This window comes from Nocardia cyriacigeorgica, assembly GCF_029868385.1.
In the GTDB taxonomy this organism is placed as follows: domain Bacteria; phylum Actinomycetota; class Actinomycetes; order Mycobacteriales; family Mycobacteriaceae; genus Nocardia; species Nocardia cyriacigeorgica_F.
In genome coordinates this window covers 44,867-69,784 of sequence record NZ_JARWNX010000056.1, presented here as the reverse complement: position 1 = coordinate 69,784, position 24,918 = coordinate 44,867, and the positions used below count along the sequence as shown (strand labels likewise).

At 67.0% G+C, this 24,918-nt stretch carries 18 protein-coding genes; 13 read left to right on the top strand and 5 right to left on the bottom strand.

The genetic code is table 11. From position 1 onward, the window contains the following. The first annotated feature begins 253 nt into the window (after window positions 1–253). The 9 genes from QH168_RS18205 to QH168_RS18165 all read left to right on the top strand — a co-directional run bounded on the left by QH168_RS18205 (window position 254) and on the right by QH168_RS18165 (window position 14,973). Window positions 254–2,125, top strand: a complete 1,872-nt coding sequence (locus tag QH168_RS18205) for a trypsin-like peptidase domain-containing protein (RefSeq protein WP_280235893.1) — start codon at window positions 254–256, stop codon at window positions 2,123–2,125. Further along, the gene (locus QH168_RS18200) at window positions 2,122–3,156 is read left to right on the top strand and encodes an AAA family ATPase (protein WP_280235892.1); all 1,035 of its coding nucleotides are present in this window, start codon (window positions 2,122–2,124) and stop codon (window positions 3,154–3,156) included. Before QH168_RS18205 ends, QH168_RS18200 begins: the two co-directional genes overlap by 4 nt. Before the next feature lie 2 nt (window positions 3,157–3,158). Continuing rightward, window positions 3,159–5,543 carry an SAV_2336 N-terminal domain-related protein gene (locus QH168_RS18195; protein ID WP_280235891.1) on the top strand — a complete coding sequence of 795 codons (2,385 nt, stop codon included), beginning with the start codon at window positions 3,159–3,161 and terminating at the stop codon, window positions 5,541–5,543. Further along, window positions 5,540–7,159 carry a chloride channel protein gene (locus QH168_RS18190; protein ID WP_280235890.1) on the top strand — a complete coding sequence of 540 codons (1,620 nt, stop codon included), beginning with the start codon at window positions 5,540–5,542 and terminating at the stop codon, window positions 7,157–7,159. Before QH168_RS18195 ends, QH168_RS18190 begins: the two co-directional genes overlap by 4 nt. Continuing rightward, complete coding sequence (locus QH168_RS18185; protein WP_280235889.1) at window positions 7,156–8,406, top strand: aKG-HExxH-type peptide beta-hydroxylase; 1,251 nt, start codon at window positions 7,156–7,158, stop codon at window positions 8,404–8,406. Before QH168_RS18190 ends, QH168_RS18185 begins: the two co-directional genes overlap by 4 nt. 11 nt (window positions 8,407–8,417) lie before the next feature. Continuing rightward, a complete protein-coding gene (gene fxsT / locus QH168_RS18180; RefSeq protein ID WP_280235888.1) occupies window positions 8,418–11,471 on the top strand; it encodes an FxSxx-COOH system tetratricopeptide repeat protein in 3,054 nt (1,017 codons plus the stop codon). 101 nt (window positions 11,472–11,572) lie between these two features. Then, window positions 11,573–12,016, top strand: a complete 444-nt coding sequence (locus QH168_RS18175) for a helix-turn-helix transcriptional regulator (RefSeq protein ID WP_280235887.1) — start codon at window positions 11,573–11,575, stop codon at window positions 12,014–12,016. A gap of 5 nt (window positions 12,017–12,021) precedes the next feature. Continuing rightward, window positions 12,022–12,432: a VOC family protein gene (locus QH168_RS18170; RefSeq protein ID WP_280235886.1), complete on the top strand. Its 411-nt coding sequence runs from the start codon at window positions 12,022–12,024 to the stop codon at window positions 12,430–12,432. Window positions 12,433–12,591: 159 nt separating this feature from the next. Continuing rightward, on the top strand, window positions 12,592–14,973 hold the full coding sequence (locus QH168_RS18165) for an excinuclease ABC subunit UvrA (protein WP_280235885.1): 2,382 nt from the start codon (window positions 12,592–12,594) through the stop codon (window positions 14,971–14,973). A 538-nt stretch (window positions 14,974–15,511) separates the two neighbouring features. Here the strand turns inward: QH168_RS18165 and QH168_RS18160 are convergent. Next, the gene (locus tag QH168_RS18160) at window positions 15,512–16,687 is read right to left on the bottom strand and encodes an NADH:flavin oxidoreductase (RefSeq protein WP_280235884.1); all 1,176 of its coding nucleotides are present in this window, start codon (window positions 16,685–16,687) and stop codon (window positions 15,512–15,514) included. Between the two features lie 95 nt (window positions 16,688–16,782). Between QH168_RS18160 and QH168_RS18155 the strand changes: the two genes are divergently transcribed. Next, window positions 16,783–17,754, top strand: a complete 972-nt coding sequence (locus QH168_RS18155) for an IclR family transcriptional regulator (RefSeq protein WP_280235883.1) — start codon at window positions 16,783–16,785, stop codon at window positions 17,752–17,754. Window positions 17,755–17,795: 41 nt separating this feature from the next. Here QH168_RS18155 and QH168_RS18150 read toward each other — a convergent pair whose 3' ends face one another. Next, window positions 17,796–18,590, bottom strand: coding sequence for an SDR family NAD(P)-dependent oxidoreductase (locus tag QH168_RS18150; protein ID WP_280235882.1), 795 nt, complete (start codon window positions 18,588–18,590; stop codon window positions 17,796–17,798). A gap of 641 nt (window positions 18,591–19,231) precedes the next feature. Between QH168_RS18150 and QH168_RS18145 the strand changes: the two genes are divergently transcribed. Together QH168_RS18145 and katG are read left to right on the top strand one after the other, a co-directional pair. Beyond that, a complete protein-coding gene (locus QH168_RS18145) occupies window positions 19,232–19,675 on the top strand; it encodes a Fur family transcriptional regulator (RefSeq protein ID WP_280235881.1) in 444 nt (147 codons plus the stop codon). 87 nt (window positions 19,676–19,762) lie between these two features. Beyond that, window positions 19,763–21,922: a catalase/peroxidase HPI gene (gene katG, locus QH168_RS18140; RefSeq protein ID WP_348537599.1), complete on the top strand. Its 2,160-nt coding sequence runs from the start codon at window positions 19,763–19,765 to the stop codon at window positions 21,920–21,922. Window positions 21,923–22,215: 293 nt separating this feature from the next. Here katG and QH168_RS18135 read toward each other — a convergent pair whose 3' ends face one another. Continuing rightward, entirely contained in the window at window positions 22,216–22,626 is a 411-nt protein-coding gene (locus QH168_RS18135) for a nuclear transport factor 2 family protein (RefSeq protein WP_280235879.1), read from the bottom strand. A 160-nt stretch (window positions 22,627–22,786) separates the two neighbouring features. Then, window positions 22,787–23,218: a nuclear transport factor 2 family protein gene (locus tag QH168_RS18130; protein WP_280235877.1), complete on the bottom strand. Its 432-nt coding sequence runs from the start codon at window positions 23,216–23,218 to the stop codon at window positions 22,787–22,789. A gap of 96 nt (window positions 23,219–23,314) precedes the next feature. On the opposite strand from QH168_RS18130, the gene QH168_RS18125 reads away from it, so the two are divergent. Beyond that, window positions 23,315–23,812: a MarR family winged helix-turn-helix transcriptional regulator gene (locus QH168_RS18125; protein ID WP_280235876.1), complete on the top strand. Its 498-nt coding sequence runs from the start codon at window positions 23,315–23,317 to the stop codon at window positions 23,810–23,812. Between the two features lie 89 nt (window positions 23,813–23,901). Here QH168_RS18125 and QH168_RS18120 read toward each other — a convergent pair whose 3' ends face one another. Beyond that, on the bottom strand, window positions 23,902–24,753 hold the full coding sequence (locus QH168_RS18120) for a DUF4158 domain-containing protein (RefSeq protein WP_280236092.1): 852 nt from the start codon (window positions 24,751–24,753) through the stop codon (window positions 23,902–23,904). Window positions 24,754–24,918 lie beyond the last annotated feature (165 nt).

Sequence of the window (24,918 nt, the reverse complement as noted above, 5' to 3'; positions counted from 1 at the left end):
TCACGCCCGGCCGATACGTCACCGTAGGACTCATTGCCGCCCAATGGGACTCGGTGATAGCGTGCCGAATGTTGCGGAGAACAGACCGCCGCCGGGCGAGCACGGGCCGCGCTCACGCGTTCGCGCGACACGCAGGTGAGCAGCCCGTATGGTAGATCTGCGGCCGAACGACAATGCGGGGGTAGATATGGCGCATCTCGACGGGGACCTCGGCGGCTCATCCGCGCCGCGGTAGCGAAAGACCAACAGCGCCATGCCGGTCCATGCCGATATCGATGATCTGCTGCGGGCCGCCGCCGCAGCGGTTTCGGCGGACCGTCCCGGCGCGGAGCGGATCGGGACGGCCTTCCGCATCACCCCCGACTACGCGGTGACCGCCGCCCATGTCGCGCACGCGGCGGGGAATCGGGTGCGGCTGGTCTTCGGTGAGGACAGTGCCTGCACCGCCAGCGTCGTCGTCGCCTCACCGCCGCCCGCACAGGGTTCGCGGTGGGGATTCGACGATCTGGCGGTGCTGCGCATCGATCAGCCGAGCCGGGTGTGGGCGCCGTGTGTGCTGATGGCCGAACCGGTGCTCACCACGCAGGACGAACTGCTCGTCTGCGCATTGAACCCCACCTACGTCGACCGGGTGATGGAGGTCTATCACGGGTACCGCGTGCGTGATATGCATCCGCGGTTCTTCACCATCGACGGCGATCGCTCGATCATCCAGGGGATGTCGGGTGCCCCGGTGTGGTCGGTGCCCCACGGCGGGGTCGTCGGTTTCGTCAAGGCCAGTGAGAACCTCGACTCCGCCCAAGGCGGTGCCATCGCCTACCTGCTCGACGGGCTGCGGGTGGGCGCACGGACGCTCTACGACGAAATCGTCACCGCACACGACGCCTACCACCACCACGATCACACCTGGGTCGATCGCCTCGTCGGCGCCGAAGCACCCGTCCGACGGTGGCTGGTCGAACTACAGGGACGGCTGGCCGACATCGCGACCGAGGCCGAGCGGCGGGTACCGGTCGGACTGGTCGATGAACTGTTCCGCGACTCGTTCCTGCCCGATATGGCCGATCTGCTCACGCTGCGCGACCTGGCCGAATACCTCGGCACCGAAAGCCAGAACCCGACCTTCGACCTGGCCAGATTCTGTGCCCTGGCACCGAAACATCTCCCCGTCGATCCCGCTGTCGCCCAAGGGCTACGCGAGCTGCCGAAGAAGATGCTGCTGCCGCGCGATTACCCGCAATTCGAACGACGTTTCCTGTCCACACCGCAGGAGAGCACCGAAGTCACCGTGCTGTTCGGCATCATCGTGCCCGAGGAAGGGCCGCGTCTGGACGAGCGCGCCCCGATCCCACACCGCTTCGAACTGGCCCGCAAATCCGGTGATCAGGAGATCATCACCCTCGAACCCGCGGGCCGCTGCGTCAGCTACGAACACGCCAAACGGGAACTGAAATACGCGCTCGACATCGCGTTGAGCACCATCGAGAAACCACGCGACGCCGTCGAAATCGTGGTCGCCCTACCCGATGACCGGCTCAGCGAGGACCCGTTGTTCCAATGGCGGCGCACCGACGAACGCCCGTTCAGCAAATTCCGGATGCGGCTGCGACGCAGCAGCACCTGGGAAAAGAGCAGCGAACAGATCGCCGAACTCGACGCACGCTGGCACCGGCTGCGCAGCCGAGACGCCGACGGGCTGGTCTGGCTCGGCTGCGCCGACCCCCGCGCCCGCGCCCTGCCCACCCTGCAAGGTATGTTCGCCGACACCGAACCACCCGACGGCGTCGCGGTCACCGAACCACCGACCACCGAAGTGCTGACCGCGTCGGCGTCCAACGCACTACCGATCACGATATGGCGCACCGAAGCGTGCCCCACCCACCCCGGAGGCGCACCCGACTGCGACGGCAGCGTGTTCCGCACCGCACTCGCCGCACATGTGGCGCATCGACCGCCGACCGATTGGTACTCTGCGATCTGGCACGAGCAGCGCGAACACGAACATTCCGAAGAGCGGGATCTGTTCTGGCGCAAGATCGTCTGCGTTCTCGACGTTCCCGGCCAGAGCAGACGACGCCCGCCTCCGCTCGCCGGGCCGGGGGCCATGAGACGGGAGTGGCTATGACAACGCCCAGATGGCATGTGTTCCGCGGCTCGGGCGAGCCGCGCCCGGACGCGTGGGATGCGGTGCCCCCACCGATGATCGCCCGCACCTTCACCGGGTCGCCACCGCTCGAGCCGCCGCATCCGCAGCCCGACCACCCGGCCCAGATGGACCGCAAACTGGGCCGCGACGGCATCGGCGCCCACCAACTGCGCCCCGAGGACCTCGACGTCATCAACGCCGCACTCCTGTGCCGGCGGCCGCTGTTGGTGACCGGCGCACCCGGACTCGGCAAATCGTCGCTGGCCTATCTGATCGCCCGCGAACTGGGCTTGGGTCCGGTGCTGCACTGGCCGATCACCAGCCGCAGCGGACTCGACGACGGCCTCTACCACTACGATGCGCTACGCCGCTTCGAAGAGGCACAGCTGCGCGACACCGCCGGACCCGCGGTCGGATCGGCGGACCTGGCCGACTACATCACCCTCGGCCCCCTGGGGACCGCGCTGCTGCCCTACCGCAGGCCGCGGGTGCTGCTGATCGATGAAATCGACAAGGCCGATATCGATCTGCCCAACGACCTGCTGCACGTCTTCGAAAACGGTGAATACCAGATCGACGAACTGCGCCGCATCCGCGCGCACCGGCCGCGGGTCGAGGTGTTCACCCACGAGGGCCGCGAGCGGGTCGAGGTCCGCGACGGTTTCGTCCAGTGCAACGCCTTCCCGGTGGTCATCATGACCAGCAACGGCGAACGCGAATTCCCACCGGCGTTTCTGCGGCGCTGTCTGCAACTACAGCTGGACAAACCCGAACGCCCGCAGCTGGAACGCGTGGTCGCCGCCCATCTGGGAACCGGCGTCGCCGAGGAATACGGCGACATCATCGACAACTATCTGCGCCGCCGCAACGAACTGGGCGCCCTGCCCACCGACCGGCTGCTCATCGCCCTGCACGTGCTGACCCAAGCCACCCTCGTCGACGGCGCCGACCGAGTGGACCGCCAGCGATTGGCGGAGCGGCTCATGCAGCCCACCGACACCGGAGGCTGATCATGTCCGGCCTGTCCGAACTCCTCGACGCGCTCCGCGAACTCGACGTCGACGGTGGCACCGTCGCCGAGGCGCTCTGGCTTGCCAACCACATCGACGACCACCCCCACCACGCCCCACCTCCCGCACCGACACCGAACACGGCACCCGAAGCCGACTCCGGCGCCCCCGCCGCCGACGCCGCCACCATGCAACCGTTGCTGCCACGGGAAGCACCGGCCCGGTCGCTGCCCGACCAGCACACGGTGTGGCCCTACCGCACCGAGGTCGCGGTACCCGCGCCATCACCACTGGATTCGGCCGCCGACCTGCTCGGGGAACTGCGGCCCCTGGCCCGCAAGGTCCCCGACGCACGGCAACGGGTCTTCGACGAGGACGCCTCGGTCGATCGCGCGGTCCGCACCGCGATCGCGTGGCCCGCGACCAAACCCGCACTGGTGCGCCAACGCGAAGTGGCATTGGTCTTCGACCGGCATCCGTCGATGGCCGCCTGGAGCGGACTCGGCGCCGCCATCCGCACCCTGGTCGACTCGGTGGGATTTCGCCGCGTCACCGAATGGTATCTCGACGAAGACCACACCGGCGCACTGCGTTTGGCCACCCATGCCCACGGTGCGCCGGACCGGCCGCTGTCGGTGCTGCGCGATCCGTCCGGACGCCGCGTCGTCATGGTGTTCAGCGCCTGCCTCGGCGACGCGTGGGCATGGGGGACCGCGGCCACCGAACTGGAACGGCTCGCCGCACGTTCCCCGGTGGCGATCGTGCAACCATTACCGAACCAATTGTGGCGCCGGACCGGTCTGGACTGGGGCCACGGACGAATAACAGCGGTGATCCCCGACCGCCCCTCACCCCTGCGTGTCCTCGCACCCGCGACGACCACAGCGATCCCGGTGCTCGAGCTGACCCGCGGCTGGATCCGGCCCTGGGCTCAACTGTTGGCCGGTGAACGCCGCTCGGCCGGCTATCCACTGCTGCGCCGCGCGCAACCCCCGAGCACCCAACGCGCACAACCGCTGTCGGTACGCCAGAACCAGGAACTCGGCCACAGCGCGATCGAACGGGTGCGCCGCTTCCGTGCGGCATCCTCACCGGAGGCGTTTCGGCTGGCGGCCAGTCTGGCTCAGGTGCCGTTGCTGCTGCCGATCATGCGGCTGGTCCAGCAGGCGGTACTGCCGGGCAGCAAACGCAGTGTCCTCGCCGAAGTCCTCGCCGGCGGCCTGATCGAGGACGCCGACCCAGGCACCGCACCGCCCTACACCGTCCCCGAAGACAGCCGCGTCTTCGCCTTCCGGCCCGATGTCGCCGAAGTGCTGCGCGAGGCGATACCCCGCAGCGACGCCGCGCAAGTCCTGGCCGCCACCTCCCGGTTCATCGCCGAACGCTACGACGTGCCAGGACCGGTGTTCCGGGCCGCGGTCTCCCGACCAGCCGCCGGAGCAGGCGCGCCGTTCGCCTACCTGTCGCCGGAAACGTTGCGCCGCATCGCCCCCAACTTCCCCGACCCACCCACCGGGCCACCGAGTGCCGACGACGAACGCCGTTACCTCGACGCCGTGCGTGCGGCGGCCGCCGACCTGCGCGACGGTGACGTGGAGGCCGCCCTCGCCTCGACCCGCCACGCATTGGCCACCGTGCCGGTGGCGCATCCACAACGCGCCGGGCTGCTCGACCAGCTCACCGCACTGCTACGACAACGCTGGGAATACAGCGGCGAGACCGGCGATCTCGACGAAGCCATCGCCGTCGCCAAAACCGCTCTCACCGAACTCGACGACACCGACGCAGGCACCGCAGGCCTGACCCGACTCGGTGAACTGCTGCTGCACCGGTTCGACGTGGCCGGCGGCGCCGACTTCCTCACCGACGCGACACGCGTGTTGCGCACCGCCCTCGACGCCACCGAACCCGACGATCCGACCCTGACGCGACTGTCCGAACGCCTCGCCGACGCACTGCTACGCCGCAGCGAGGTCACCGGCGAACCGCTCTACGCCTGGGAGGCGATCGACCTGTGTGTGGCCGCCGGACAGGACGAGGAACACAGCGCCGACCGTGACGCGGTCCTGATGTTCAAGATCGCCCGCGCCTACCTCGATATCGCGGCCCTGTCCGAACATCCGCCGACCGATCTGGAAGGCCAGATCGTCGAACAGTTCCGGCACGCGATCGCACGCATGGCCACCGCGCCCACCGAACACGCCGCCGCGGCCCTGCTCGACACCGCCACCCGCGTGGCGCCCGCCATCCAGGCCGGCGCCCTGCCCGCACGACTCGCATCGGAACTCACCGCCCTGCTGGCGGCCCTGCCCACACAGGCACACAGCCCAGCAACGCGTGCGGCGGGACGGGTTCTCGACACCGTCGACGGCAGCGAGAACCCATGACCGACGACGGCCGGCGCGGCGGCCGGTGGGGTGCGGTGGGTGCCGCGCTCCTCCTTGCCGGAGTCGCCGCCGGACTCGGCGCCGCCGCATTGCGTTTCGTACTCGACGCGGCCACCCATGTGATGCTGGGTTCGGTCGTCGAACTCGTCCCCGTCACCGACGGACTGTGGCGCACCCCGGTCGGACCGCTGGGTGAGCAGGTCCTGCTGGTGCCGTTGCTGGTCGCTGCGGGCATGCTGGGTGCGACACTGCTGTCGCGGTGGGGTGGACGTCAGGTCAACGGCACCGACGGCGTCATCGACGCGGTCAACACCCGCGACCTCACCGGGCTGACGGTGCGGGGCGCGGCCGTCAAACTGGGTGGCACCGCGATCACGTTGGGTTCGGGTGGCTCCGGCGGTACCGAAGGCCCGGTCGCCCAGATCGCCGCCTCACTCGCCGCGATGCCGACCCGGCGGCTGCGGCTGACCGACACCGACGCCGCCCTTGTGGTGACCGCCGCGCTCGGCGCCGGAGTCGGTGCCCTGTTCCAAGCCCCGATCGGCGGTGCGCTACTGGCGGCGGAACTGCTGCGCCGCCGCGGAATCGACTGGCAGGCCCTGCTGTTCGCCCTACCCGCGGCACCCATCGCGTTCGGCGTGTTCATCGCACTGTACGGATATGAGCCGATGTTCGGTGTCGAGAGCCTCGGCGCATGGTGGGATCCGACCGGCACCGCCGTGCTCGTCGCGGTCGGCGTGGTCTGTGCGGTGACGACACGACTGTATGTGGTGAGCTTTCACCGCGTCGGCCGCCTATTCGCCCCGGCACGCCGACGCCCTTTCGTGACCGCGGTCGTCGCCGGCGCCGGGGTAGGTGTCGTCGGGATCTTCGTGCCGATGGCGCTGAGCACCGGCTACGGGACGATCTCACTGCAACTGACCTCCACCGGAATCGCGACCCTACCGCTGTGGATGGTTCTCACCCTGCCACTGATCAAGATCGCGACCACCGTTGTCACCTTGCACGCCGGGGGAGTAGGGGGCGTGTTCGGGCCGGCCATGGTGATAGGAGCCTCGTCCGGTGCCCTGTGCTGGCGGCTGGCCACCGACGCAGGCCTGGCGCCGGGCCCCGCGGCGGCGTGCACGCTGGCCGGGCTCGCGGCCTGCCTGGGCCCGGCGGTCCGCGCACCGCTGGCCGCGATCGTGTTCACCGCCGAGGTCGCCGGATATCACCTGCCGCCCGTTGGCCTGATGCTCGCGGTGGTCGTCGCCGCCGCCTGCACCGCGGACATCACCTTGTTCCCCAGCCAGAAGCCGAGCCAATTGTCAAGGCGTTACCAGCAATTGGATGTGTCGGTTATGTTGAAATCAGTTGTCATGAACAAAGCGCCGAGCACGAGACGCACCGATGACGCCCTACGCTCCGGTGGACCGACTCGGCCCGGCTCAGCAGTGGGGGACGACCCGATGGAATCCGACGACACCCGGGGACTACCCGACCTGACCGACACACCGCTCGAGGACCTACTCGGCGACCGTCGTCCCGACGTGACGCACGCCTTCCACACCGCGCGCCGCCGCAGGGCCGCCGTCGGCATCATCTTCGCCGGCCACAATGCGGGCGGAGGCGCGTGATCGACACCTCCCACACCCCACCACCACACGCCCACCCCACCACGACCACCGGTGAACTGACCGTCTCCGGCGCCGAACTCGACGCCCTCGCCACCCTCACCGACCACCCCGACACCCTGGCAGTGCTGCAACGCGCCCGCCTCAGCCGCAACCTCGCCTTCCTCGCCGCAGTCCTACGCGACGGCACCGACAGCCTGCCACCACAGGCGCGAGCAGGGTTCGAGCTGCTGGTACAGGTGCAGCGTCACGCACCCGAAGCCGCGCGGAAGATACTGCAACACCCCCGATTCGGTGCATGGGCCGCGGTCTGCGCCGTCGACACAGCAGCCGATCCCACCGAACCGCAGACACATCTGGCCTCGTTCGCCGCCGCGGCCGCGATACGCGCTCGAATGGATTTCGATCTGGAACTCCCACACGTCGGCGACGCCGTGGTCGTGCCCGGCCTCGGCTGCTGGACCGGGCCCACCGCCCCCAACCCACGAATCCGCTACCGCGGCACCGACACCGCACACCTCGACGGCGGGCACTGGACCCCCCTGCGCACACTGACGGCGCACCTGCCCACCGGACGCATCGACATCGAATTCGACGACCTACCCGCCACACCGTCCGCCTGGCCCGACCTGCCCCCACCCGCACCCGACACCCACTGGACACCGTGGAGCGACACCGAATACCGCAGCTGGCAGCACCTGTTCGACGCGGCGATGCGACTACTGGCCCAGGTGGTGCCCGAACTGGCCACACCACTGGCCCACGGCCTGCGCGCCGTCCTGCCACGCGACCGTGCGGTGAGCGCATTCCGCACCTCCACCCTCGTCGACGCATTCGGCGCCACCGCCATGGTGCTACCCACCGACCCGGTGACGGCAGCGACCGGTCTGCTACACGAATTCCAGCACTCCAAACTCGCCGTGCTGATGGAGATGCGGCCACTGATCAACGCCGACGGGCCCGCCGACCTGCCCTCACCGTGGCGCAGCGAACTCCGCCCACCGAGTGCCCTGCTGCACGGCAGCTACGCCCACCTCGCGGTGGCCCGCTTCTGGCATCGCGCCACCGGCCACCCCACCGACACACCCGTGCCCGCCGCCGATCCGGTTCGGCAACAAACACTCACCGCCTGCGACACCCTGCTCGACACCGACCGACTGACAGCGGCAGGCCGCCATTTCGTCACCCTGATGCGGCACACCGCGCTCACCGACAGCGACGGCCACACGGCCGCAGCGACCCTGCGATAGGAGTAGCGAACGTGGCTGCCACGCCTGCGCTTTCGACGACCGCCGCACCGATCATCGTCGCCCACACCGGCGAAGACGCGGTCTGGGCGCTGTGGCTACAACAGATCGGCACCGACACCGGACTCCACGTGGACCTGCACCGCGTCGACACCGCCACCGCCATGCCCGAACCGGATACCGGCCGCACAATCGTGCTGGTGATCAGCGACCACCTCATGCGTCGCACCACCACCCACAACTGGACCCGCTACAGCTCCACCCCGGACGCGGTGCTCGCGGTCATCGTCGCCACCGCCACCATCCCCGCCGACGCAGCACACCTCACGGCCATCGACCTGCGGCTGCTCGCCGACGAAACACAGGCCCGCACCAGGTTCCTACAAGCCCTCGGCCACGACCACACCGCCACCGCACCACACACCCTGCAACGTGCGAGCCGGATGCGGGTGCGCTACCCGAGTCAGCAGATGTTCGTCGGCTACCAGTCCAAAACCATGCCGCAGCATCAACCCGAATGGTTCTACGGTCGCGAACACGAACTCGACACCCTCCGCCGCCAACTGGACACCTCCGGCGCCTGCGTCCTCGCCGGCATCGCGGGCAGCGGCAAAACCTGGCTCGCCGCAGCCCATGTGCGGCGCTTCCGCTCCCAATACGACCTCATCGCCTGGATTTCCGGGGACAACGGCGCCGTGATGCGCACCGAACTCGGCCAACTCGCCGCCCCACTCGGGCTGCCCGACTCGCTGCCACGCGCCACCCGCCACCTCGAGGTCGTCGACGCGCTGCGCCGATCCGACATCCGCTACCTACTCGTCTACGACAACGTCACCCCCGACCGCTTCCGCACCAGCCGCGAACACCTACCGCTGCCACGCAAACCGGCACTGCTGTCGGACATGGTGCCCTGGGACGGCCCCGGACACATCCTGCTCACCTCGAAAGTGACCGACTGGGACCACCCGCAACCCCTGCGGGTGCCCATGTTCACCACCACCGAGGGCGCCGACTTCCTGCGCCGCCACGTCGACGATATGGCCGAACCGATGGCACGCCAGTTCAGCGACGCCGTCGACGGCAGCCCCGTCCTGCTCAACGCCCTGGCTCACCGCGGCTCCCGCGGTATCGACACCGTCGACGACACGCTGCTACAGCGCATGCGTTCGACGCCGTTCACACTGCTCGACAAGGAACTCACCGCCTCCTACAAACGCGCCGCCTCGATCATCGGCGACTCCGTGCGCCCCCTGATCGACGAACCCGTCGGCTCGGACGCGTGGGCAGCGGGCCAACTGCTGCGCCTGCTCGCCAGTTTCGGCCCCGACCAAGCGATCTCGCTGGCCCTGCTGACCTCGACACTGCCCGGCTCCGAACGACGTATCGGCGCACGCCTGCCCGAACAACTCGCCGACGCCCTCACCAACGAACACCGCCGCCGCAACGTCCTCGAGCTGGCCACCCGCGATTCGGTCGCCCAGATCTGCGCCGACCCCCTCACCGAACGCGGACGCGCCCTGAAGATCCACACCGTGCCCTGGCACGGAATCCGCGACTTCCTGCCCACCACCGTCGCCGACACCAACCGCCACATCGCCCACCAGGTGCTGTGCGACGCCGACCCGCACCGCACCGACCTACCGGCCCTGTGGGGCCGGTATCTGTGGCTGTGGCAGCAGATCGCCCACACCGAGGTGCTTGCCTGCACCCACCTCACCCACCCTGACGACCCCTGCGCCCAACTGCCGGAACTGATCCGCCACGTCGTCGAAGCCCTGCGAGTGCAGGGCGAGTTGACCGCGGCCGCCGGTCTGGGGATCCATGCCGCCGAAGCCTGGACCCCGATCCTCGGCGACACCGATATCGGCGTCATCCGAATCTGGATCGTGACCGGCAACGCGCTGTGGCAGCTCGGTGACTGGGCCCGCGCCCGCGAAGCCGCCATGGCCGCCCTCTCGGGTGTGGAGCAGCTGCGCGGCACCTACCCCGAGGAATACATCTGGTCCAGCGACCTGATCGCGGCCTGCATGCGCACCGCGGGGGACTGGGCCGGTGCGGTCGCCTTCAACGAACGATCACATGCGTGGGCGCGTGAATGTCTGGGGGAGGGCAGCATCGAAACCGTACGTGCGGCCCACAACCTGGCCGTGTCCTACCGGGTGATGGGCCGGTTCGCAGCCGCGATGGAACTCGACGCAGGCAACTACGAACGGTTCCGCAACGACCCGATGCTGGCCGACGACCCCATCCTGCGCCTGCACTGCGTCAACAACGTCGCCCGCAACCACCGCGAACTCGGCAACTACCAGGCCTCGGTCGCGCTGCAAGAACGCGTGCTCGCCGACTTCATCGAACTGCTCGGCAGCCCACGACAACAAAACATCCTGCGCGCCCGCAAGAACCTCGCCGTCTCCTACCGCAAAGCCGGCCGCTACACCGACGCCCTACACATGCAACGCGACGTCCTCACCGACCACATCGACGTCTACGGCCCCGACCATCCCGAATCCATCGCCGCCCGCACCAACGTCGCCAACGACTACCGCCTCACCGGCGACCCCGACCAGGCCCTCGAACACGCCGCCGAAGCCTATCGACGCTGCTCCACCGGATCACCCACCCACCAGTACACCGCCGCCTGCGCCGTCAACTACGCCGCCGCGCTGCGCAGCCACAACCGCTACGACGAAGCGCTGACCCTCGACCAGGAAGCCGTCGACATCTTCACCGAACGACTCTCGGCCGAACACCCCTACACCCTGGCCGCCCAATCCGGCCTCGCCTCCGACCTCGCAGGACTCGAACGGCTCACCGAAGCCGTCGAACTCGGCACCGACGTCCTGGCCCGCTGCCGCCGTATCCGCGGCGCCGACCACGGCTACACCCTGCAAACCGCCATCAACCTCGCCCTCGACCTGCGCGCGCTCGGCCGCCACGACGAAGCAGACGCCCTCGAAGCCGACACCCTCGACCGCTACCCACACGCCCTCGGCGCCGACCACCCCGACTACACCGCCGCCCGAGCACGTCGCCGCGGCACCTGCGACGTCGAACCCCCACCGCTGTAGCACCCATGCCAACCCCCCACCTGTCGCCGGACCCGCACCTCGACAGCTGCCACCGGCACCGTCACTGGGCAACCAGCACCCGACATGGCAGCATCACCAAGGTGAGCACACCCACGGAGCAACACTTGCGCGACCTCGCGCGACTGCGCCGGGTCCGCGACCGCATCGACCGCGAATACGCCAAACCCCTCGACGTCGAAGCCCTCGCCCGCGACGCCCACATGTCCGCCGGACACCTCAGCCGCCAGTTCAAACAGGCCTACGGCGAATCCCCCTACTCCTACCTGATGACCCGACGCATCGAACGCGCCATGGCGCTACTGCGCGCCGGTGAACTCAACGTCACCGAAGTCTGCTTCGCCGTCGGCTGCCAATCACTGGGCACCTTCAGCACCCGCTTCACCGAACTGGTCGGCATACCACCCAGCGTCTACCGACGCGAAGCCGCCGACCACACCGCAGGCATGCCCTCCTGCGTCGCCAAACAGGTCACCAGACCGATCAGGAATCGAGAAGCACCGGCCACCGATCCACAATTAGCCTGATCAGCATGGATATCACCATCAGCGCGAGCTTCCTGCCACACACCGACCCCGAGGCCACCCTCACCTTCTACCGCGACACCCTCGGCTTCGAAGTCCGCAACGACGTCGGCTACAACGGCATGCACTGGATCACCGTCGGCCCCGCCGACCAAACCGACACCGCCATCGTCCTCTACCCACCCGAAGCCACCCCGGGCCTCACCGACGACGAACGCACCGCCATCGCAGAAATGATGGCCAAAGGCACCTACGCCAGCATCGTGCTCGCCAGCAAAGACGTCGACAGCACCTTCGAACGCCTGCAATCCCGCGACGCCGAAGTCGTCCAAGAACCCACCGACCAGCCCTACGGCGTCCGCGACTGCGCCTTCCGCGACCCCGCAGGCAACCTGCTGCGCATCCAACAGGCCAGCTGACCAGGCAACCGACCGGCAATACCGCGACCGGATCCCGCCGACGCCTACCACCGCCGACGGGGGCCGGTTCGTGCGCGCGGCCCGCCTCGACGAATACGATCGCGCTCGACACCCCAGCGACAACCACGGCGAACGCGCCCGCCAACAGATGGAGACACCATGAGCCCGGCCAAGACCAAGGCCACCGCACCACACCCGGCCGACAGCCACGACATCATCCGGGTCCAAGGCGCCCGCGAGAACAACCTCAAAGACATCAGCGTCGACATCCCCAAACGCCGCCTCACCGTCTTCACCGGCGTCTCCGGCTCCGGCAAGAGCTCACTGGTCTTCTCCACCATCGCCGCCGAATCCCAGCGGATGATCAACGAAACCTACAGCGCCTTCCTCCAAGGCTTCATGCCCAACCTCGCCCGCCCCGACGTCGACGCACTCGGCGGACTCACCACCGCCATCATCGTCGACCAGGAACGCATGGGCGCCAACGTCCGCTCCACCGTCGGCACCGCCACCGACGCCAACGCCATGCTGCGCATCCTGTTCAGCCGCCTCGGCACACCCCACGTCGGCTCACCACAGGCCTTCTCCTTCAACGTCGCCTCCATCAGCGGCGCAGGCGCCGTCACCATCGAAAAATCCGGCCACACCACCAAAGAACGCCGCAGTTTCAACATCACCGGCGGCATGTGTCCACGCTGCGAAGGCATGGGCACCGTCTCCGATTTCGACCTCACCCAGCTCTACGACGACACCAAATCCCTCGCCGAAGGCGCCCTCACCATCCCCGGCTACAGCATGGACGGATGGTACGGCCGCATCTTCATGGGCTCCGGATTCCTCGACCCCGACAAGCCCATCGGCAAATACAACAAACGCGAACTCAACGATCTGCTCTACAAAGAAGCCACCCGCATCAAGGTCGACAACGTCAACGTCACCTACGAAGGCCTGATCCCGCGCATCCAGAAATCGTTCCTCTCCAAAGACCGAGAGGCCATGCAACCCCACATCCGGGCCTTCGTCGACCGCGCCATCACCTTCGCCACCTGCCCCGAATGCGACGGCACCCGCCTCAGCGAAGCCGCCCGCTCCTCGAAGATCAACGGCATCAGCATCGCCGACGCCTGCGCCATGCAGATCAACGACCTCGCCGAATGGGTCCGCGACCTCGACGAACCCTCCGTCGCACCACTGCTCACCGCCCTCGGCCACACCCTCGACGGATTCGTCGAGATCGGCCTCGGCTACCTGTCCCTCGACCGCCCCGCAGGCACCCTCTCCGGCGGTGAAGCCCAGCGCACCAAGATGATCCGCCACCTCGGTTCAGCCCTCACCGACGTCACCTACGTCTTCGACGAACCAACCATCGGCCTGCACCCCCACGACATCCAGCGCATGAACGACCTGCTGCTGCGCCTGCGCGACAAAGGCAACACCGTCCTGGTCGTCGAACACAAACCCGAAACCATCGTCATCGCCGACCACGTCATCGACCTCGGCCCCGGCGCGGGCACCGGGGGCGGGACCATCTGCTACGAAGGCGATATCGACGGCCTTCGCGCCAGCGACACCCACACCGGACGCCACCTCGGCTACCGCGCCTCCCTCAAGGAATCGGTCCGCGCACCCGACGGTGCACTCGAGATCCGCGGCGCCGCACAGAACAACCTCGTCGACGTCGACGTCGACATCCCCACCGGCGTGCTGACCGTCGTCACCGGTGTCGCCGGGTCCGGTAAGAGTTCACTCATCCACGGCAACCTCGCCCGACGTGACGGCGTCGTCGTCATCGACCAGGGCGCCATCAAGGGCTCCCGCCGCTCCAACCCCGCCACCTACACCGGTCTGCTCGAACCGATCCGCAAAGCGTTCGCCAAGGCCAACGGCGTCAAACCCGCACTGTTCAGCGCCAACTCCGAGGGCGCCTGCCCCGCCTGCAACGGCGCCGGTGTCATCTACACCGACCTCGGCATGATGGCGACGATGGAATCGCCCTGCGAGGTCTGTGAGGGCAAACGTTTCCAGGCCGAGGTGCTCGACTACAAGCTCGGCGGCCGCGATATCAGCGAAGTACTCACCATGCCCGTCAGCGAAGCCGAGGAATTCTTCGGCGCGGGGGAGGCCCGCATTCCCGCCGCCCACAAGATCCTGCAACGCCTCGCCGACGTCGGCCTCGGCTACCTCACCATCGGACAGCCCCTCACCACCCTGTCCGGTGGCGAACGCCAACGCCTCAAGCTCGCCACCCACATGGGAGAGAAGGGCGGGGTGTACATCCTCGACGAACCGACCACCGGCCTGCATCTGGCCGACGTCGAGAATCTGCTCGGCCTGCTCGACCGGCTCGTCGACGCGGGCAAATCGGTGATCGTCATCGAGCACCACCAAGCCGTGATGGCCCACGCCGACTGGATCATCGACCTCGGTCCCGGCGCCGGCCACGACGGCGGCAAGATCGTCTTCGAAGGCACCCCCGCGGACCTCGTCGCCGACCGCTCCACCCTCACCGGCGAGCATCTCGCGACCTACGTGGGCGCCTGAGGTTGCCAACACCCTCCTTCAATACGTCACTGTGACGTATTGAAGGAGGGTAAGTCGATGCATGAGGGGAGTGCTGTCGATGATGCAGCACCGACTTCTCACGACAACCACATCCCACGCGAGCACCTCCTGGGCGGTCCACTCACGGCACCGCCCGCTGCCCGGCATCGGATGAGACGGCGCCCGGACCCCGCAACGGCCGACAGGCAAATGCCAGACAATCCGAATCACAGCTCAACGACGACCCACCTGACATAACGCTGACGCAGAATGGCACGGTCGACCTTCGGGCCGCAGCCCGTGCGCACTCGCACCGACTGCCGAATCCCCAGACGTGCCGACCGCACCTCAGAGCCTCAGCCCGGCCTGCCCAAATGCTGCATCGACACCCGCCGAGTCCGGGTAACGACCCCTTCCCACCGGCGCCTTATTACTACCGATAATCAACATTATGTCAATTACTTTGTCGCCGAGGCCTCCGAAGCCACCCCAGGGCTATGCGTCGAGCTGCCGTGGCGTAGATGTCGTGGCCGTTCCCTCAGCTGGCTCGTTCTACGAGGACGCAGCGTGCGCCGGAGAAGATGGTCGGCATGCACTTGTTGCAGTGGATGCACAGGGACTTCGTATGCGAATCCTCCGCGATCCTGTTGATCAGGTCGGGCTCACGCAGTAATGCCCGCGCCATCGCCACGAACTCGAAGCCCTCGGCCATCGCGGTGTCCATCCCCGCCTTGTCGGTGACACCGCCGAGCAGCACCAGTGGCAAGTCGACCGCGGCCCGGATCTGTCTGGCCTGTTCGAGCATGAACAGATCGCGGTACGGGTAGGCGTGGATCATGTGCTTGCCTACCAATTGCACGCCCAACCGGACCGGCTGGGGCATCGCGGCGGCGAACTCGCGGATCGGGGCGTCGCCCTTGAACAGGTACATCGGGTTGAGCAGCGAGCTGCCCATCGTCAGCTCCAGCGCATCGACGCTGCCGTCGGTCTCGAGCCACTGCGCCACCTGGATCGCCTCGTCCACCCAGAACCCGCCGGGCACACCGTCGTCCATGTTCAGCTTCGCCAGGATCGCGATCTTGTCTCCGACCGCCTCGCGCACGGCGCGCGCGGTGTCGAGCACCACCCGGGCCCGGTTCTCCAGTGCACCGCCGAAGGAGTCGTTGCGCTTGTTGAGTTTCGGGCTGAGGAACGAGCTCGCGAAGTAGTTGTGTCCGAAGTGGATCTCGACTGCGTCGAACCCGGCGTCCACGGCCATCTGTGCCGCAGTGCCGTGCGCCGCGGTGATCCGGGCGATGTCGTCGGTGGACGCGGACCGGATCATCCGCATGCTCAACGGGTTGAACGAGCGCGACGGCGCCAGCGCCGGGTAGCCGGTGGACTTCTCGTTCGCCACCGGACCGGCGTGTCCGAGCTGCGCGGACGCCGCCGCTCCCTCGGCGTGGATCGCGTCGGTGAGCCGGCGCAGACCAGGCATGACCTCTGGCCGCATCCACAACTGGCCGTGCTCGGTGCGCCCCTCCGGCGCTACCGCGCAGTACGCGACGGTGGACATGCCAACCCCGCCGGCGGCGGGCCGCCGATGGAACTCGATGAGCTCGTCTGTCACCAGCGCGTTCGGGGTCTTGCCCTCGAACGTGGCCGACTTGATGATCCGATTACGCAGCGTGATCGGCCCGAGTTTCGCCGGCGCCAGTACATCAGGGGTGTTCACGACTCTGTTCCTCTTCTTTGCGGTCTGTGAGTGGAGGGATGGTCCCGGTCCTGGGGTGACGATCCCCCACCTTCTCAGCGAGTTAAAATATTTGAATGAAGGATTCAGATAATATGGGTGATCCTAAACACACCCAACGCGCCGAATCAAGAGTCGGTGCCACCGAAGCGGACCATCGGCCCTCGGCCGAACGGACGTCGCCGCCCACCGATCGGGTCGTCCAGATCCTCAATCTGTTGGCGGACACGCCCGACGAGAGGCTCACGCTCACGCAGGTCGCGGCAGGTCTCGGCCTGAACAAACCCACCTGCCTGAACATCCTCACGGCACTGGCGGATGCGGACTTCGTGACCCGAGACGAGGCGAAGTCGTACGGGCTGGGGCCGGCGCTGATGCGACTCGGCGCGGCCGCTGAATCCGGCCTCGCCAACCTCGACCTCGTCCGCCCCTTCATGGCCGAGTTACATGATCGCCTCGGTATGAGCTGCGTCCTCAGCGCCACTCACCAAGGACACATCGTGATCGTCGACAGACTGGGCTCTGCCACCGTCGGCGACCGTCGCGACCTCATCGCAACAAGGATCGAGCTGGTGCCCCCGATCGGGCTGGTGAACATTGCGTGGGAGCACGACAGCGTCGTGAGCGCCTGGCTGAACCGACCACCGCTGGTTCGCCTGGCGGCAGGTGATGAGGAACCTCGGACCATCATCGAGGCCGGGCGCGAACATGGCTACATCGTCCAACGTCTCACCGCGACAACCCCGTCGAATATCGTGCTGGCGAGCCTGTTGACCTCGGAAATGCCGCAGCAGATCATCGACGAGCTTCTGCGAAGCTTCCCGCCCGTGGACTGGTCGGAGTACGTGATCATGATGCCAGCCGACGATGCCGCCACTCTCCCGGTCGCCAATATCAGCGCGCCCATCTTCGATCGGCACGGAGCGCAGCAGTACACCCTTACCGTTATTCCTGAACGCGTGGATGCCACAGTCGCGCAATGCAAGGAATGGGCCAGAGCCACCATGCGCTCGGCGAAGGCCGCGACGGCCGCCCTCGGCGGCCGATGACTCGACCGCGGAGTGCGCGGGCGGCGTCGCGCGGTGTTGGCTCAGCGAAGGTGTCGCAGGCCGTGGCTCAGCTGTTCGGCGTAGGTGATGGCGTCTTTGCGTTGGGTCAGGCGGGCCATGAGGCCTGGGGCGAGGCCTGCGAGTTTGGCGGCGATTCGGACCGATGTGTCGGCGACATCGATTTCGGCTCGGTCGTTGTCGATGGCAGTGACCACGGCGCGGCCGACCGCGGCGGCCGACGTTCCTTTGGAGCCCGGTGCTGGTCCTAGGTGGGCGTCGGCGAGCATGCCCGCGTCGGTGACGGAGGCGGGGAAGATCACCGATGCGCTGACGCCGGTGCCGTGCAGGTCTTGGCGCAGCGAGGCGGAGAATCCGCGCAACCCGTATTTGGTGGCCGAGTACACGGGTAGGCGGGCCGTGGGGATCTTTCCAGCGATCGAGGCGATGTAGACGAAGTGGCCACGGCGCCGCCGCACCATGTCCGGTAGGAGCTGGCGGGTCATCAGGATCGGGGTGCGCAGGTTCACCTCGAGCGCCCGGTCCAGTTCTTCGGTGGTGAAATCCTCGATCCTTCCGGCTGCGGCGAGTGCTGCGTTGGCAACCACGATGTCGATGCCGGTCACGCGGTCGATGAGCGTGGTGAGCTGTCGACGGTCGGCGAGATCGCAGACGATGATCTCGGCACCGTTCACCTCAGCGGCCAGTGCCTCGAGCGCGGATGCCCGTCTGCCGGTGAGGATGAGACGGGCGCCGCCTGCGTGCAGGGCGCGGGCGATGGCGCCGCCGAGTCCACCGGCAGCGCCTGTCACCAGGGCTGTCGCACCATGGACGTGCATGGGGGTCTCCTCACTTTTCCGGAGCGCGATATCGCTGGCCGGAATCGCGATTGTCGTCCGGATCCACATATCGAAGAGTCGCGCAGCGGCGCATGTCGACCATGTCCTCCCCTACCTTTCGTTGCTGTCGGAGCCCGTCGCCGTAGCTGCCGCTGTCTACGTCGACTTGCCGTCCAGCTTTCCTGTACGCCGAGCCACGGTCCAGTCAGTCGGACGTGCCGCCGAAGGTCTGTCGCCTGTGCGGAAACGCGGACCGGAGGCGAATGCGGGGTCGATGACGCTGGTCGCGCCGGTGGTCGGGACCTTCATGGTGTCAGACGGAGGGGTCTGTCCATTCAGTGTCGGACATCGGTGCCGCACCGCCGTGAGTAGTCGTCTACTCGGTTTCGTGCCTCGCTGTTCCCGCGACCGGCTGGGCGCGCACCCTCCCCGCGCCCGGTTTCGGGCGCAGAGGTTGCCACTCAGCCGAGGTCCTCGTCGGTCAGGCGGTATACGACGTGGCGGGGTCGATTCGTGTGACATGGTGCGGTCGGTAGAAGTTGTCGCGGGTGGAGCGGGAGATCGTGGTGAGTCGTTGAGCGTCGTGGGCGGGTTTCGTGAACCGGTCCCGGCCGACACTTGAATGGGTCATACTTCGGAACGTGTCCACCACCTCGGACTTCGAGCGGATGCTTCGCGGGGCGTCGTTGCGGGTGACGGCTGCGCGGGTGGCCGTGCTGCATGTGGTGCACCGCCATCCGCATGCCGATACCGATTCGATCCTCGGCTTGGTGCGCGAGATGCTCGGTTCGGTGTCGCATCAGGCCGTCTACGACGTGTTGCGTGCGTTGACGGGCGCGGGTCTGTTGCGGCGGATCCAGCCGATGGGGTCGGTGGCGCGTTATGAGACGCGGGTGGGTGACAACCACCATCACCTCGTGTGCCGGTCGTGCGGTGCGATCGCCGATGTGGAGTGTGCTGTCGGTGCAGCACCGTGCCTGACCGCGTCCGACGACAACGGTTTCGTGCTCGATGAGGCCGAGGTCATCTATTGGGGTGTGTGCCCCGATTGCTCGTCATCGCCTCCCCTGCCCACACACCGGTGATCACAGCCCGATTCACCCCTTCCCGAAAGGAACGTCGTGCCAGACAAGGACAACACTGCGAGTACCAGCGAGAGCGAGAATCCGGTCATCCCCTCCCCTACACCCAAGACGGGTCGGCCGCGGTCGAATCGGGATTGGTGGCCGGATCAGGTGGATCTGACCGTCCTGCACCAGCATTCGGAGTTGTCGAATCCGTTCGGCGCCGATTTCGACTATGCGCGCGAGTTCGCGTCGCTGGATGTGGAGGCGTTGAAACGGGATGTCTTCGAGGTGATGACGACGTCTCAGGATTGGTGGCCGGCCGATTACGGCCACTATGGTCCGTTGTTCATCCGGATGAGCTGGCATGCGGCGGGCACCTACCGGATCGCTGATGGGCGCGGCGGCGGTGGTGAGGGGGCGCAGCGTTTCGCGCCGTTGAACAGTTGGCCCGATAACGCGAGTCTGGACAAGGCGCGGCGGTTGTTGTGGCCGATCAAGCAGAAGTACGGTCGCGCGTTGTCGTGGGCGGATCTGCTGGTGTTCGCCGGTAATTGTGCGTTGGAGTCGATGGGTTTTCAGACGTTCGGTTTCGCGTTCGGTCGTGAGGACGTCTGGGAGCCCGATCAGGTGTTCTGGGGGCCGGAGGACACCTGGCTCGGCGATGAGCGCTACAGCGGTGACCGTGATCTGGCCAAACCGTATGCGGCGGTGCAGATGGGTTTGATCTATGTGAATCCGGAGGGCCCCAACGGTGTTCCCGATCCGATCGCGGCCGCGCGTGATATCCGGGAGACGTTCGGCCGGATGGCGATGAACGATGTGGAGACCGCGGCGTTGATCGCGGGTGGCCACACCTTCGGTAAGACCCATGGTGCGGGTCCGGCGGAGGGGAATGTCGGTCCCGAACCGGAGGGGGCGCCGCTGGAGAATCAGGGGCTGGGCTGGAAGAGCAGTTTCGGGTCCGGGGTCGGTGCTGATGCGATCACCAGTGGTTTGGAGGGGACGTGGACGCCGACGCCGACGAAGTGGGACAACACTTTCCTGGAGACTCTGTACGGGCATGAATGGGAGATGACGAAGAGCCCGGCCGGTGCGTGGCAGTGGATTCCGAAGGATGGCGCCTCCGCTGATGCGGTGCCCGATGCGCATGATGCGTCGAAGTCGCATCCGCCGGTGATGTTGACGACGGATCTGTCGTTGCGGCTGGATCCGGTGTACGAGCGGATCACGCGTCGTTGGTTGGAGCATCCGGAGGAGTTGACCGAGGAGTTCGCGAAGGCCTGGTACAAGCTGCTGCACCGCGATATGGGGCCGGTGTCGCGGTATCTGGGTCCGTGGATCCCGGAGCCGCAGTTGTGGCAGGACCCGGTGCCGCAGGTGTCTCATACGCTGATCGATGCCGACGATATCGCGGCATTGAAGGCGCGGGTCCTGTCGTCGGGGTTGTCGGTGGCGCAGTTGGTGTCGACGGCGTGGGCGGCGGCGTCGTCGTTCCGTGGCACCGATAAGCGTGGCGGCGCGAACGGCGGTCGGATCCGGTTGGAGCCGCAGCGCGGCTGGGAGGTCAACCAGCCCGATGAGCTGGCGCAGGTGGTGCGTGTGCTCGAGGGTGTCCAGGAGTCGTTCAATTCCGGGCAGAGTGGCGACAAGCGGGTGTCGTTCGCCGATCTGGTGGTGCTCGGTGGGTGCGCGGCGGTCGAGAAGGCGGCCGCCAACGCCGGGGTCGAGGTTCAGGTGCCGTTCACGCCGGGCCGCACCGACGCCACCCAGGAGCAGACCGATGTGGAGTCGTTCGCGGTGTTGGAACCGAATGCCGATGGGTTCCGCAACTATTACGGCAAGGGCAATCTGCTCTCGGCCGAGCATCTGCTGATCGATAAGGCGAACCTGCTGGGTTTGACGGCCCCGGAGATGGCGGTGCTGGTCGGTGGTTTGCGGATGCTCGGCGCGAACTACAAGCAGTCGCAGCTGGGTGTGCTCGGCACGCCCGGTGCGCTGACCAATGATTTCTTCGTGAATCTGCTGGATATGGGTACGAAGTGGGAGTCGTCGCCCGCCGATGACGGCAGCTATGTGGGTACCGATCGGGTCTCGGGTGCACCGAAGTGGACCGCGAGTCGCGTGGATCTGGTGTTCGGGTCGAATTCGCAGCTGCGCGCGTTGGCGGAGGTGTATGCCACCGATGACGCGAAGCCGAAGTTCGTCGCCGATTTCGTCGCCGCGTGGAACAAGGTGATGAATGCGGATCGGTTCGATCTGAAGTGAGTTCGGGTCGGCGACCGGCTTTCGGGTCGGTCGCCGACTCCCCCGCCCACGGCACCCTGTCCGGCATTCCCCGGCATCCAGTTTGAGGTGACCGTAAGGAACGTGTCACCGGGTACATGAGCGCTATGCGCGTGGTGCGGCTCCGCTGATGATGCGGTGGATGGTGGAGCGGCCGACGCTGTGGAAGTGAGCGCGTTGTCCAAGCCGGCGCGGTTCCTTCGAGGGCGCCAGAGATCCCTTGTCGATGAAGATCCGCTCCCGCGGCAAGGCTGCAATCAGTTCTCGGGCAGGGATCAATCCTTGCGGATCCAAGCGGGCGTGATTCGTATCTCGCTGAGTCGCCAGCCCGCCGAGGTCCGTACCGCGGTGCAGGTCTGGCGAAGGCCCGCTGTCTGGTGGGGTGGCTGGCCGTCGCGATAGTAGAACACCAGCGAGTTCGCTTCGGCCGCGGCCTGGTCGCCGTTGATGGTCGCCAGCAGGTCAGTGGTCGTGTGCTGAGAGTGCTCCCCGTCGACCTCGGCCCCTCGCATGTAATCAACGACCTTGTCGATCCCGCGGACCTGAATTCGGGGTGAGTCGACCTTCACATCGTCGGCGAACACGGTGCTGGCATCGTCCCATCGCCGCTCGTCGAGCAGGTGCGCGAAGCGGGTGAACAGGTCGGCGATCTCGATACGGTCGGTGGTCGAAGCAGGGGTGGACATGGCATTGCCTTTCGATGGTGTGGCGGAGGTGCGGCCCTCAGGCGAGGCCGTGTTGTCGGCGCCGCAGGCGGTGGCGGTGAGGGCGAGAGTGAGGGTGGCGGCGCAGGTTGCGACGACCCGGAACGTGAGGTGCTGGATATCTTCCTCGATTCCGATCGGCCTAGAGTGCCCGGGCCAGCGCTTCGGTCAGCGCCACTGGAGACACGTCGAGTCGGTCGAAGCGCCAGCCGTCGGCGCTGCGCCGTGCTCGGTAGCGGTGGATCGCGTTCGCGATGGCCTCGGTCTTGTCGTCGATGACGTAGACGGCGAGGTCGTGCGCCCGCACCGTCGCGGTGTCGCCGTCGATCTCGATCACGATGTTGCTCTTGTTGTGCAGAGTGCGGGCGTACGCGTCGTGCCCCTTGCGCGCGAGGGCGGTGAGCGCCTCGATGCCGTGAGCCTCCCCGCGAATTGAAGTAACCACGACATCCTCGGTGAAGAGCCGGTCGGTACCGGTGAAGCCCTCGTCGACCCACAGGCTGTGGCGGGCGACCAGCTCGGCCAATTCGGCGCGGTCGGTGAGGTCGCGGATCAGGGCTTCGGTGCTGGTCATAACAGCCTCCTTCAGTCAGTTAATTTCACTAACGTTAGTGACATAAACGAATATAGGTCGTTAGTGGCACTAACGCAAGCGCGGTAGGCTCTGTGCATGGAGACCGGCGAGGAACTGCGTTTCGACCACGGTGATGGCACCCCGACGCGGCTGAAGAAGCAGCTCTCACGCCTCACCTCGATGACGGCCGCTCAGATGACACGTGTCTCGCGCGAGGCACTGCGGGCCGCGGGGGCGCACAAGGACCACTTCGTGGTGCTGGCCGCGCTCGCCGATTTCGGTCCGGCGAGCCAGGCGGCTCTGTCCGACCGAACCAGTGTCTACAAGAGTGACCTTGTTTCCGTCCTCAATGACCTCGAAGACGGCGGGTGGGTTCGCCGCGCGCCCGACCCCGCCGACAAACGTCGCAACGTCATCACCATCACCGAGTTCGGCGAGCACCGCCTCGCCGAACTCGACGGCGTCCTCGACGGTGTGAACAATCACATCATGGCCCCGCTCGACCACGATGAACGGGCGCAGCTGTTCATTCTGCTCAACCGCATCAACGCCCACCTCGCCACCTCAGCGGGTGGCACCGGTCTGCCGGGCTGAATCACAGCAGGGCTGTACGGTAGCTGCGCTTGCGAAGGCCGGCCACAAGCTCCGCGCGATCTCGATCACCCAGACGGCCGGTCAGCTGTTCAAGAACCCACCAAGGTGAGACTGCTGTTCATGTTCAGCTTGACCTCCCCATACGGCAGAACATGTGACCAGAACAGCAGGGTGAGGCCGCGTTCGTCCTCGGCGGTGAACACGCCGTCCCATTCGGGGTCGGCGAGAATGTCCTGGATCATCAGGACGTTGACGTAGACCAGGGCGGTCTGGCAGATCCGCAGGCACAGCACCGACATTTCCTGTTCGTCGCGCCGGTTGGAGGCGATTTCGGAGGTCTTGCCGTAGTAGATGACCGCGTCACCGTCCAGGGTTTCCTCGCCACCGCCGACTGGTGCGATCAACGCCAGCAGCCGCGCTCGGACCGGCTCCGGCAGTCTGGCGTTGACCTGCGCGAACAGCAGTTCCTCACCGCGGTGCAGCGCCGAGCGCAACATCCGCTCGATCCGCCCGGCCGTAGGTGGCTCCACCTTCACCTCGCGCAGGCGTGCCAACAGGTGTTCCCGCACCCGTTCGCCACTGCGCTCACGCCGGGCCACGTGCTCGACCAGCCACCCCACGATCTCCTCGGCGTCGCTCACACTGCATTCCCGATACCCCAGCGACTCCCGGATCTGCGTCCGGTGCGCCTTGCTGGTGCGGCCAGTGAAGTCGTAGAACGCGATCTCGGTTCGCTCCACCCCTACCTGGCGGGCAACGTAATCAACCGCGGCGTCAGGGATTTCGGCACGCCCACGCGGAAACCGGCCCCGCTCGGTATAGAGCCGCAGCATCAGCCCGAATCCGAGCTTCGCCGCACCTCGCTTCGTGGCGACCAGGTCCGGTTCCTTGCCCAGCAGCGTCCACCGGTGGATCAGCTCGTCCTGGTCCAGCTCCCTCATCACGCGCGAAAGCTACACCGCACCAACAGGTTCGCAACCCCGATTCACGCAGGCTTCATGTACCTGGTGACACGATCCTTACCAGCACCCCAGTCTCTCGGCCTGGACCATAAGACGATACGTCTCGTCTTGACGAAAGCGCTGGCGCGTTGCACAGTGGTACTC